Source organism: Niveispirillum sp. KHB5.9, from assembly GCF_048066115.1.
Classification (GTDB): domain Bacteria; phylum Pseudomonadota; class Alphaproteobacteria; order Azospirillales; family Azospirillaceae; genus Niveispirillum.
Genome location: NZ_JBLTYX010000019.1, coordinates 130,114 through 142,202, shown reverse-complemented (window position 1 = coordinate 142,202; position 12,089 = coordinate 130,114). Strand labels below are relative to the sequence as shown.

Sequence of the window (12,089 nt, the reverse complement as noted above, 5' to 3'; positions counted from 1 at the left end):
GCTCGTATACGATTCCGGAGAATTGCCAATCCTAACCCAAAGCATATGAACCATTGGCAAGTATGGTGCATATAATGGCCATGACGGCCGTTGGCTATACTGATGGACCCCCGGCCTGGACTGCTTCTAACCTTACGATAGGCTGAAGCACCGGCGTTATCATCCTATCCTCGTCAAATGCCCAGGAAACGCAGGGAAGGATGAGGACCATGTCGTTCAGCCGCAAGCAAGACGTCGATGCCGTGTTCGCCGCCATGGGTAAGGCGCTCTGCGTCATCGAGTTCACGCCCGACGGGCTGGTCCTGGATGCCAACGACAATTTCCTGCGCGCCGTGGATTATGAACAGGTCGAGATCAAGGATCGCCACCACAGCATGTTCATGAACGACGCCATCTGGACGGGCGCCGATTATGCCAGCTTCTGGCACATGCTGCTCCTGGGTGAGCGGATGGAGGCGCGGCGGTCGCCCTATCTGGCGAAGGACGGGCGCATGGTCTGGTTCCATGGCTCCTACACCCCCGTCTTCGACCGGCATGGCCGGGTTTGCAAGGTGGTCAAGGTTGCGGCCGATGTGACGGCGGAACATCTGCGCGACCTGGAGGCGGAGATCCTGACCGGTGGCATCGACCCTTCCCGTCTCGGGGCTCCGGTACCCATCATCCCGGTGATGGCGGCAGCGGCCGGCATCACCATGGTCGCTTGACGCCATCCCCCCTCTATTCATTCCGGCCCCTGCCTTCACGGTATCTTGATCAAGCCGATTTTGTCAGCCACGCTTGTCAGTTGTGGTGACCAGCCGTTTCGTCCGCATCGCGGGTGGAGTGGCGCGAAGGCGGGGGCTTCAGGTGGGGGATATCGATCCGGTCGGCCGAGTGCCGCTTGGGCGGGTGCTGGTCATTTTCAATGCCAGGCTGGCGCCACGGCGTCGGGTCCGCATGGTGCAGGTCCTGAACCGGCTGCGCGCGGCCGGGCTGGAGGTGGTTCTGCAGGAAGGGGCGGGGCGCGACGCCGTGGAGCGGCTGGCCGCCGATATCGGCCGGCACGGCGCCCTGGATGCTCTTATCGTGGCGGGGGGCGATGGCACCCTGAATGCGGTGTTCAATGGCCTGCCGCCGGAGACCGACCTGCCCATCGGGCTGATCCCGCTGGGGACCGCCAATGTCTTCGCCACGGAAATCGGGCTGGATACCGGCATCGACGGCATTGTCGACACGCTGCTGGGCGGGACGGAACGCAATATCCATCTGGGCGCGGGTGGCGGCCGCGCCTTTCTGCTGATGGCGGGGGCCGGGTATGATGCGCGCGTCGTCGCCGGGGCCAACCTGCGGCTGAAACGCTTCATCGGCAAGGGGGCCTATATCCTGGCCGGCCTATCGGGCCTGCTGCGGTTCCGACTGCATCGCTATCGCGTGATCCTGGATGATGGGGAGTATGAGGCGGCATCGGTGGTGGTGTGCAAGGGGCGTCATTATGGCGGCCGCTTCATCCTGGCGCGCGAGGCCGATCTGACGGTGGACATTCTGCAGGTGGTGCTGTTCCCGCAAGCCAGCCGCCGCGCCCTGCTGCGCGACGTGCTGGCCGTGATGCGCGGGCGGGTACACCTGTTGCCCGATGTGCGCATCATCGCGTCACGCCGGGTGGTGCTGGAGGCGCTGGACGCGGCGGATACCGATGCCCCGGTTCAGCTGGACGGCGATCTGGGGGCGCGGTTGCCGGTCACCTTGACGCTGCACCCGCAGCGCCGCCGGATCATCGTCCCGGCCAGTTCGCCGTTTTCAGCCGGTCCAGCACTTGCCGCAGGTCCAACTGCGCCGCCATGAATTCCTGGCGGTTGTTATATTCGGCGAAGGGGCGTTTGGGATCGGGCTCGACATCCGTAGTCAACACCGGGTCGAAGCGGATGAACCGGTCTTCCAGCAGGCGGCTGCACTGGTAATTGATGGCCTGCATGTTGCTCTCCATCACCACCTTGATGACGGCGATGGGATTGTCCTTGTCCAGCAGCCACTTGCCATATCCGACATCGCCGCGTTTCAGCGGCATGTAGGTGCTGGTGATGCCCTGGCCCAGTGACAGGACCTCGATCTGCGGCAGGCTCGTATCCTCGAAATCCAGCGCTGTCACCACGGCGCACAGGGCGGGATTGTTGGCGAACAGGCCGCCATCGATATGGCCCTGATAGACCGGATGCACCATGGGGATGGAACTGGAGCGCATGCAGATGTCCAGGACCGTGTCATCCTCGTCCAGCAGTTCGGGCAGCAGGTTGTGGTAGATGCGCACCGACCATTGCCGCCGTTCGCGCAACGACGCCTCGTTGTCCAGGCAGAAGCTGGGGATCAGCAGCTTGCGCGGCAGGTCGGACAGGCGCCTGTCGCCCAGCATCTCCTCCAGGTTCCGATAGATCGACGCATGCGTCATGAAGGAACTGAGCCCCGCCAGCGCCATCCAGGAGCGGGAACTCTGCTGCGCGGACTGGGCGAAGGGCCGCCAGCGACGCCAGAATTCGATGGCGTTCTTCACGCCCTCGCGCGGGGTGGGGGCGGCGGCGATCAGGGCGGCGGAAATGCTGCCCGCCGAGGTGCCGGCGAAGATGTCGATACTGTCCAGCAGGCCCGGCCGCTCATTCTCCAGCCGCAGCAGGATATTGTTCATCAGCAGGCCGCGGGGGCCCCCGTCAAGCGCCAGGATACGGATGGTGGACATGACGCCTCGGTTGTTCTCGGGTTGCCTCAGCCGGCACGGGATGCCAGCCCGGACAGTATGTCCGTCACATGCGCCAGGACCGCCGCCTGGGCGGAGCGCAGGAAGAAATGGTCGCCTTCGAACAGGCGGGTGGTCAAGCCCAGGGGCGCCAGCGCCCGCCAGGCCTCCAGCTCGTCAGGCCGCGCCATAGGGTCGCGCGTGCCGCCCAGCGCCGTGACGGGACAGGGGGCCGGGCTATCATCATCGTGCCGGTAGGTCTCGTTGACCGCGAAATCGGCGCGCAGCATGGGGAGCAGCAGTTCCAGCAGCTCCGCATGGTCGAACACGGCGGCGGGCGTGCCGTTCAGCCGGCGCAGCCGGGCCAGGAACTGGTCCTGCGGCAGGGCGTGCGCCGGTTCGAACGGATCGGGCAGGTGGGGGCTCCGCCGGCCGGCCACGATCAGATGGTCGGGTGCCCTATGCCCGCTTGCGGCGAGGTGCCGGGCCGTCAGGAAGGCCAGCAGCGCCCCCATCGAATGGCCGAGGAAGCAGACCCGTCCCGGAAGGCCGGGGGCCAGTGCCCCGGCAATCGCCTCTACCAGGGGTATTGCGCGAGTGTATGACTTTTCCCCGATTCGCGTCTCCCGACCGGGATATTGCACCGCCAGCACATCCACCCAGGCCGGCAGGGCATCGGGCCAGGGCCGGGCCATGGCGGCGGTGCCGCCGGCATGGGGGAAGGCCACCAGCGTCACGCGGGCCTGCGCCGAGCGGCGCCAGGGCACGATCCACGGTGTCTGGACACCCGATAGTGCCGGATTCGACAATGTAAGGTCGTTTGCAATATTCGAATGAAGCATTTCAGGCCAAGCCTAGCCAAAATGAATATAGCCGGCGAATAGGCGGGACCAGCCCACAACCGTCGCGCCAGTGTGCAGCGCATATATAAATCATTTGCCCTATGCACCGCTAATGGATTAAGGGGAATTAACCAACGCCCGTGGTAACCGCTTTTTCCGGGCGCCCCTCTTAATGATCATAAGCGGCGCGTCTGGCGTCGCCGAAACGGATAGAGATGCCACGTATCATCCTGATGTCGGGCAAGGGCGGTGTGGGCAAGACCACGGTGTCGGCGGCGACGGGCCTTGCGTCCGCGCAGAAGGGCCATCGCACCATCGTGGTCTCCTTCGACCTGGCGCATAGCCTGTTCGACTGTTTCGACCTGCCGCGCGGCCTGTTCGACCATAACAATGGCGAGCCCGTGCGGGCGGCGGAGAACCTGGACGTTCAGGAAATCGACGTGCAGGTGGAGATCGAGAAGCATTGGGGCGACATCTACCGCTATCTGGCCATGCTGATGACGTCCTCGGGCCTGACCGACGTCATCGCGGAGGAGGTGGCGGTCATCCCGGGAATGGAAGATGTCATCGCCCTGATGTACGTCAACAAGTATGTCTCGGAAGGCAAATACGACGTTATCGTGCTGGATTGCCCGCCGACCAGCGAGAGCCTGCGCTTCGTCTCCATCACCTCGACCATCGAATGGTATGTGCGCAAGCGCTTCAATGTGGACCGCAACATCGTGCGGTTCGCCGGCCCCATCGCCAAGCGCTTCACCGACTACAAGCTGCCCGACGAGAAATATTTCAGCGCGATGATGCAGCTGTTCGAGCGCATCACCGGCGTGGACAAGCTGCTGGTCGATCCGCAGACGACCAGCGTCCGTCTGGTCACCCAGGCGGAGAAGATGGTGATCCGCGAGACGCAGCGCGCCTTCATGTATTTCAACATGTATGGGGTGGCGGTGGACCGTATCGTCATCAACCGCCTGCTGCCGGACACGCCGGACGGCTATTATTCGCGCTGGGTGAAGACGCAGACGGCCTATGCCCAGGAGGTCCGCGAATATTTCGACCCGGTGCCCACCGTGTCGCTGCCCTTGTTCGATGACGAGGTGATCGGCGTGGGCAACCTGCAGCGCGTGGCCGACGCCCTGTTCAGCAATGGCGAGGACCCGGCGCAGTTCTTTCACCAGGGCGCCCCCTATACCTTCACCAAGGAGGGGGAGGATTACCTGCTGACCATCAACCTGCCCTTCGTGGACAAGCGCGACCTGGATATCAGCCGCAACCAGGAAGATCTGACCATCCGCATCGGCACCTTCAAGCGGCATGTGCCGCTGCCGCGCTCCGTCCTGTCCAAGGATGTGCAGAGCGCAAAGATGATCGATGGTGTCCTGCATATCAGGTTCTAGTACATTTTCCCGTTGGGAGTGTATGCTCCTGATGTTCCACCAGCCGGAAGGAATGCATCATGAAGGATTTCGAGGAAGAGGCCGGGGGCCTGCGCAAGCTGCTGGGCAACTTGGTCAGCGGCCTGAACGGCGCCCTGATGCTGGATGAGGAATCCCGGTCGATCCTGGAGACCCATTACCTGAAGGCGCAGTCGGAGATACTGGCGGGCTATCAGCAGGTGATCGACCGTCGCCTGAAGACGCTGGAGGGCGGTCGTCGCCCCCGCAAGGTCACGGTCGAGTAAGAATGTCGGGCGCCGCCTGGCGCCGGGCTCGCAAGCCTTGGATGGGCCATCGGCGGTTATCGCCGATGGCAGCGTCCCCCTTTTTCCATCTGTTCCGCTGTGCGCCCACGTCACTTGACATCACTTGATGGAGGCCATGCATGAGACGGTTATTGTCGATGGATGGCGGGGGCGTGCTGTCCCTGGCCACACTGACCATGTTGCGACGCATCGAGGAGAAGTTCCCGGGATTCCTGGCGCGTGCCGATGCGTTCGCCGGCACCTCGGCGGGCGGCATGAATGCCCTGCTGCTGGCGGCGCATGAAAACCCCGCCGACGGGCTGGACGATGCGTTCGACCTGTGGGACGGGACGGCGCCCATCTATGACAGCGGCCTGTGCCGCGACCTGGGCGCCCTGGCCGGCAAGGTGGCCGTCTATGACAATACCAACCTGGAGGCGTTCCTGCGCTCGCGTCTGGGGAACCGGCGCCTGAAGGAGCTTTATCATCGCGTGGTCGCCGTCACCGTGAAGCTGGACGCGCAGCTGCCGGGTGGCCACCGGGCCTGGGCGCCCAAGGTGTTCGACAGCCATTGCAGCGTCGACCCGCAGGATGCCGACGAGCTGGCCGTCGATGTCGGCGTGCGCACCGGCGCCTTTCCCATCACCTTTCCCGTCTATCAGGGCTATGTCGATGGCGGGGTGGTGGCAAACAATCCGTCACTGTGTCTGCTGCTGCATGAGGTGAAGCGGGTGAAGCTGGCCGCTAGCGCCGTGCTGCCGGAAACCAGGCTGCTGTCCGTGGGCACCGGTGCGGGCGTGGCCGCCATCGCGGGCTGCGACCTGGACTGGGGCTATGGCGAATGGCTGTTCAAGCGCGGTAATCCCGGCCTGTTCACCGATATGGTGATCTCCGCGCCGATGGAACTGGTGACGGAGCAATGCGCCCTGCTGCTCGGCGGGGAAGGGTTCTTCCGCTTGAACCCCTGGCCGGAGAAGGTGGTGACGCCGTCGAAGAGCCGGGGCGTTGCCGCCGATGGTCCCATCGACCAGATGCGCCAGAAATCCCTGCTGCTGGGCGAGACCGCCGATCTTGACCCCACCTTCCGCTGGATCGAGGCATCCGGCTGGATGGAGGAAGGGGATGCGAAGGAAGAACCGACCGGCACGATGCCGCGCCGTACCGCCCGCAGCCCCCGCGCCCCCGGCGCGGCCAAGGGGACGTGACCTTGGCGGCGGAAGCCGACATGCTGGAACGCCGCGTCGCGGCGGTGGTGGCGCGCCATGCCGGGATCGATCCGGACCGGATCGACCATGGGCGCAGCTTCCATGATCTGGGCATCGACAGTGCCAATGCCCTGGCCATCGTGGCGGAGATGGCGCGGGTGCTTGACCGCGACCTGCCGCCCACCCTGCTGTGGGAATGCCCGACCATTGCAGCCCTGGCGCACCGGCTGGTCACCGACGGGCAGGTGCAGCCGTCGGGACATCGTGCCTCGGCCGGCGAACAGCGCGCCGTGCCGGTGGCCATCATCGGTATGGCCTGCCGCTTCCCGGGCGCCCCCGATCTGGCGGCCTTCCGGCGCATGCTGGAGGGGGGCGTGGATGCCGTCGGTCCGGTGCCGGCCGACCGCTGGGACGCCGATGCCCTGTTCGATCCCGACCGCGCCGTGCCGGGCCGGATGAACAGCCGGCGGGGCGGCTTCCTGCCCGACATTGCCGGTTTCGACGCGGATTACTTCGCCATCGCGCCGGTGGAAGCGCAGCAGATGGATCCGCAGCAGCGCCTGGCCCTGGAACTGGCGGTGGAGGCGTGCGAGGCGGCGGGTTTGGCGCTGGAGGGCCTGCGCGGCGGCCGGGCCGGCGTGTTCATGGGCGCCATGTGGGGCGACTATGCCCGCATCGCCACGCCGGGCCTGGAGGATTTCCGTCAGCACAGCGCCACGGGCCAGGACCACGGCGTCCTGGCGGGGCGCGTCTCCTATGCGCTGGGCCTGGAAGGCCCGTCGCTGGCCGTCAATACCGCCTGTTCGTCGGCCCTGACGGCGCTGCACCTGGCCTGTGGCAGCCTGACGGCGGGGGAATGCGATCTGGCGCTGGCCGGCGGGGTCAACTTGATCTGCGGGCCGGAAAGCACGCTGGCCATGTCGAAATTCGGCGGCCTGTCCCCGGACGGGCGCTGCAAGCCCTTTGCCGAGGGCGCCGACGGCTATGTCCGGGGCGAGGGCGGGGGCATCGTGGCGCTGAAGCGGCTGGAGGATGCGCTGGCCGATGGCGACCATGTGCTGGCGGTGGTGCGCGGCAGTGCGGTCAACAGCGACGGGGCCAGCAACGGCCTGACGGCCCCCAATCCCGCCGCCCAGCGCGCCGTGCTGGCCGACGCCTGCCGCCGCGCCGGGATCGACCCGGCCGACATCGATTATGTGGAAGCGCACGGCACGGGCACGGCCCTGGGTGATCCGATCGAGGCCGGTGCCCTGGGGGCTGTGCTGGGCGCGGGGCGCCCCGCCGACCGGCCGCTGCTGATCGGGTCGGTGAAGTCCAACCTGGGGCATCTGGAGGCGGCGGCCGGCATCGCCGGATTGATCAAGACGGTGCTGGCCCTGCAAGGCGGCAGCATCCAGGCCACCCTGCATGCCGACCGGCCCAGCCCCGCCATCCCCTTCGCCGATCTGGGCCTGCGCCTGGTCAACCGGCCCTGTCCCTGGCCGCAGGGGCACCGCACCCGCCGTGCAGGCGTCAGCGCCTTCGGCTTCGGCGGGTCGAACGCGCATGTCGTGCTGGAGGAAGCCCCCGCCGCCGGCCCCGTCCAGTTGCCTCTGACGGTCCGCGGCGCGGATGGCGGGCGCATGGCGTTCGTCTTCACCGGCAGCGGCGGGGTCTGGCCCGGCATGGGGCACGACCTGCTGGCGGCCGAACCGGCCTTCCGCCGGGCGGTGGAGGAATGCGATGCGATCCTGGCGCCGCTGCTGGGCTGGTCGGTGCTGCGTGCCCTGTCGGCACCCGACGGGGAGGTGTCGTCGGAACCAGCCATCGCCCAGCCCCTGCAATTCGCTTTGCAGATGGGGCTGTGGCGGCTGTTCGCACATTGGAACCTGACGCCCGATATCATCCTGGGCCATAGCACGGGGGAGATGGCGGCGGCGGTGGCCGCCGGCTGGCTGGACCTGGCGGAGGGCTGCCGGCTGGTCTGCCACCGCGCCGCCGCCGAACAGCGCCTGTCGGGCAAGGGCGGCATGGTGCAGGTGGCGCTGGCCGCCGATGCCGCGGCCGCCTGGATCGCGGCCCACGGGCTGGAACTGGACATCGCCGCCCTGAACGGCCCGTCCCTGACGGTGCTGGCCGGAACGCCGGGCGCCGTCGCGGCGGCGGAGGCGGCCGCCCTGGCCGATGGGGTGCGTGCCACCCGCGTCGCGGTGCCCGTCCCCCATCACAGCCGGCTGCTGGATCCCGTGCTGGACGGTTTCGCGGCCGCGTTGGGCGACGTGCGCCTGTGCCGGCCGGCACATGAATTCCGCTCCACCATCCGGGTGGGCGGGATGCCCGATGCCGCCTATTGGCGGACGGCCCTGCGCGAACCGGTGCGCTTCGCCGACACGATCGGCGCGCTGGCCGAAGACGGCGTGACGCTCTTCGTGGAGATCGGGTCGCAGCCCCTGCTGCGCCGGGCCATCGCGCAATCGGCGGGCAGCGGGGCCACCGTGCTGGGTACCCTGGCGCGCGGCCATGGCGGGCCGGCGGCCCTGTCCGCCACCCTGCGCCATCTGGCCGACCATGGGCGCGCGCCGGCCACCGCCGCACGCCCCGTGCTGGTGCCCCTTTCCGCCCAGGGGCCGGCCGCGCTGCGCGCCCGCGTCGCGGAACTGGCGGATTTCCAGGGGGATGTGGCCGACCTGGCCTGGGCCCGCTCCCTGCGCGGCAGCCATCGGGGGCTGCGCGCGTGCCTGGTCGCATCCGATGCCGCCGGCCTGCGGGCGGCGGCTTCCACCTGGCTGGAAACCGGACGGGCGGTCACGGCGGGGCGCCGGCGGCTGGTTCTGGCCTTTCCCGGCCAGGGCGGGCAATGGCCCGGCATGGGGCGGGGCCTGATGGGCCTGCCGGCCTTCCATGCGGCCTTCATGGATTGTGCGGCGGCCGTGTCGCGTCAGGGCGGCCCCGACCTGCCGGCCCTGCTGGCGGCCCCGGCCGGCGATCCGTGCCATGATGATGTGGCGTCGGTACAGCCCTGCCTGTTCGCGCTGCAGGTGGCGCTGACGGCGCAGCTGGCGGCATGGGGCATCCGCCCCGACGCCGTCATCGGCCATTCCATGGGCGAGGTGGCGGCGGCTTATGTCGCCGGCATCCTGTCGCTGGACGATGGGGCCCGTGTCATCTGCACCCGCAGCCGTCTGCTGGCCCGCGGCCGGGCCGGCGGGGCCATGGCCCTGGTCGGGCTGGGCGGGCGGGAGACGGACGCGGCCCTGGCCCGCCTGCGCCGCCGGGCCTTCCTGTCGGCGGACGGGCTTTGCGTCGCGGCCTGGAACGGGCCGGAGGACACGGTGGTGGCCGGCCCCGTCACGGCCGTGGCCGCCCTGGTCGCCATGCTGGAGGAGGAGGGGGCGTTTGCGCGCATGGTGCGCGTGGACGTGGCCTCGCATACCGGTCAGGTCGATCCGCTGCTGGCACCGTTGACGGCGGCGCTGGAAGGTTTGTCGCCCGGCAAGGGCGCGGTGCCGCTGCTGTCCACCGTCACCGGGGCGATCCTGGACGGCACCAGCATGGATGCCGCCTATTGGGCGTCCAACCTGCGCCGTCCGGTGCGGTTCCGGGAGGGCGTCGCGTCACTTGCCGGCGGGGATGCCGTCTTCCTGGAGGTGACGCCGCATCCCGTCCTGGCCCCCGCCATGGAGCGGGGCCTGGCCGGTACCGGTGCCATCGTGGCCGCCACCCTGCGCCGCGATGCACCGGAGACGCCGGCCCTGCTGTCGGCCCTGGGCCGGCTGTACACGGCGGGCCTGATGCCGGACTGGAACCGGCTGCATCCCGATGGCGGACGTTTCCTGCCGCCCGCCCCCTATCCCTGGCAGCGCAGCCGTTTCTGGCCCGATGCGCCCGCGGCGCGGCCGGCCGTAGCCCCCGTCCCGCCGGCCATCCCCCTGGGCCTGTACGGGCTGGACTGGCAACCCATCGACCGGCTGGCCCCCGCCGCCGGCGGGGATTGGCTGCTGGTCGGCGACGGGGACGGGCTGGCGGCGGCGCTGGCCGGCCATATTTTCGGGGCTGGCGGCAGCGTGCGGCTGGCGACGGCGGAGAAGGCGGCGGACTGGCCTGGCGTGCACGTCATCGACCTGCGGGCCCTGTCCCTTCCCGCCGGTGATCCCGACAGCGTGGCGACGGTCCTGGCCGATGCCGCCTTCCTGGCCGCCCGGCTGGCAGCCGTGCCCGGCACCCGCCTGTCCATCGTCACGGCCGGCGCCCGGTCCCTGACCGGCCAGCAGCGGCTGGCCCCTTCGCAGGCCCCGTTCTGGGGCCTGGGCGGGGCCATGGCCGCCGAATATCCGGGCCTGTGGCGGGGCATGGTCGACCTGGACCCCGACCTGCCGGCATCGGCCCAGGCGGCGGAATTGCTGCGGGCCCTCCAGGCCGGTGGCGGGGAGACGCGGCTGGCGCTGCGCGCCGGCCGGACGTTGGCCGCCCGGCTGGCGCCACGCCCGCTGCTGGCGCCCGTGGCCGTGCCGGCCCTGGCGACGGACGGGCGTTATCTGGTGACGGGCGGCCTGGGTGGGCTGGGCCTGGCGCTGGCGCAATGGCTGGCCGACCGGGGGGCGCGGCATATCGATCTGGTGGGGCGCGCGGGCCTGCCGGCGGAGGGGCCGGTGGCCGATGCCGTGCGGGCGCTGCGCGACCGCGGCGTTACCGTCACCGTCGATGTGCTGGATGTTGGCGACCGTGCCGCCCTGTCGGCCTGGATGACGGCGTCGGCGGGCACCCGCCCGCGCCTGCGCGGCGTGGTGCATGCGGCGGGCGTGATGCGGCAGGCCCCCGTCGATGCGCTGGACGAGGACGGCATGGCGGTGCTGCTGCGGGCCAAGCTGCAGGGCGGCTGGTGGCTGGACCGGCTGACGCGGGGAATGGGCCTGGATTTCCTGGTCCTGTTCTCCTCCTTCTCCAGCCTGATCGATTCCCCGCAGCTGGGCGCCTATGCCGCGGCCAATGCCGCCCTGGACGGCATCGCGGCGCAGCGGCGGCGGGCGGGGGAGAGGGTCACCCTGGTGAACTGGGGTTTCTGGGAAGAGGCGGGGATGGCGGCGCGCGCCGGCTGGGCGCCGGCCGGGGTGCGGCCCATCGCCATCCGCGAGGGGCTGTCCTGCCTGGAAAGGCTTCTGGCCATGCCCGACGCCGATCCCGCCGCCGACCCGGCGCATGGCGTCATGGCCGTGGACTGGCAGCGCTGGGCGGCAGCCTATCCGGCGGCGGCGGATACGCCGCTGCTCTCACGGCTGCTGCCGACCGGGTCTCCGGCACCTGCGCCGCTACCGGTGGCGGAACCCGCCTTCGACCGTACAGCCGCCGATTGGCGCCAGCGGCTGGATCTGCTGGTGCGGTCCGCGACGGCCGCCATCGCCGGCATGCCGGCGGCCAGTTTGGACATGGCGCGGCCCTTCCGCGCGCTGGGCATCGACAGCCTGATGCTGATGGCCCTGCGCGGGCGGCTGGAGACGGCGCTGGGCCTGACCATCCGGCCCGTCGACCTGTTCAACCATCCCGGCCCCGCCTCCCTGTCGGCCTATCTGGCCGACCAGGTCGCTCCGGCTCCGGCGGTGGAGGAAGGGGAGGATGAGGACCTGATGGCGTTGCTGGAGCGCGAGCTGGATGCCGCGCCCGCGGCGCGGAGGGCGTGAGCTTGG

The 12,089-nt window shown here is 69.2% G+C and carries 8 protein-coding genes; 6 read left to right on the top strand and 2 right to left on the bottom strand.

Annotated elements, in window-relative coordinates; all coding sequences use genetic code 11:
- Positions 1 to 209 precede the first annotated feature (209 nt).
- Positions 210 to 704 carry a PAS domain-containing protein gene (locus ACM9HJ_RS24595; protein ID WP_416574428.1) on the top strand — a complete coding sequence of 165 codons (495 nt, stop codon included), beginning with the start codon at positions 210 to 212 and terminating at the stop codon, positions 702 to 704.
- A gap of 85 nt (positions 705 to 789) precedes the next feature.
- On the top strand, positions 790 to 1,821 hold the full coding sequence (locus ACM9HJ_RS24590; protein ID WP_416574427.1) for a diacylglycerol/lipid kinase family protein: 1,032 nt from the start codon (positions 790 to 792) through the stop codon (positions 1,819 to 1,821).
- Here the strand turns inward: ACM9HJ_RS24590 and ACM9HJ_RS24585 are convergent.
- Together ACM9HJ_RS24585 and ACM9HJ_RS24580 are read right to left on the bottom strand one after the other, a co-directional pair.
- Positions 1,751 to 2,707, bottom strand: coding sequence for a patatin-like phospholipase family protein (locus tag ACM9HJ_RS24585; RefSeq protein WP_416574426.1), 957 nt, complete (start codon positions 2,705 to 2,707; stop codon positions 1,751 to 1,753). The two genes, ACM9HJ_RS24590 and ACM9HJ_RS24585, sit on opposite strands and share 71 nt — an antisense overlap.
- 26 nt (positions 2,708 to 2,733) lie before the next feature.
- On the bottom strand, positions 2,734 to 3,471 hold the full coding sequence (locus ACM9HJ_RS24580; protein WP_416574425.1) for a thioesterase II family protein: 738 nt from the start codon (positions 3,469 to 3,471) through the stop codon (positions 2,734 to 2,736).
- A 290-nt stretch (positions 3,472 to 3,761) separates the two neighbouring features.
- On the opposite strand from ACM9HJ_RS24580, the gene ACM9HJ_RS24575 reads away from it, so the two are divergent.
- The 4 genes from ACM9HJ_RS24575 (at position 3,762) to ACM9HJ_RS24560 (ending at position 12,083) form a co-directional block, all read left to right on the top strand.
- Positions 3,762 to 4,940, top strand: coding sequence for an ArsA family ATPase (locus ACM9HJ_RS24575; RefSeq protein ID WP_416574424.1), 1,179 nt, complete (start codon positions 3,762 to 3,764; stop codon positions 4,938 to 4,940).
- Between the two features lie 59 nt (positions 4,941 to 4,999).
- Complete coding sequence (locus ACM9HJ_RS24570; protein ID WP_416574423.1) at positions 5,000 to 5,224, top strand: hypothetical protein; 225 nt, start codon at positions 5,000 to 5,002, stop codon at positions 5,222 to 5,224.
- Between the two features lie 140 nt (positions 5,225 to 5,364).
- A complete protein-coding gene (locus tag ACM9HJ_RS24565; protein ID WP_416574422.1) occupies positions 5,365 to 6,429 on the top strand; it encodes a patatin-like phospholipase family protein in 1,065 nt (354 codons plus the stop codon).
- Positions 6,430 to 6,431: 2 nt separating this feature from the next.
- The gene (locus ACM9HJ_RS24560) at positions 6,432 to 12,083 is read left to right on the top strand and encodes an SDR family NAD(P)-dependent oxidoreductase (protein ID WP_416574421.1); all 5,652 of its coding nucleotides are present in this window, start codon (positions 6,432 to 6,434) and stop codon (positions 12,081 to 12,083) included.
- Positions 12,084 to 12,089 lie beyond the last annotated feature (6 nt).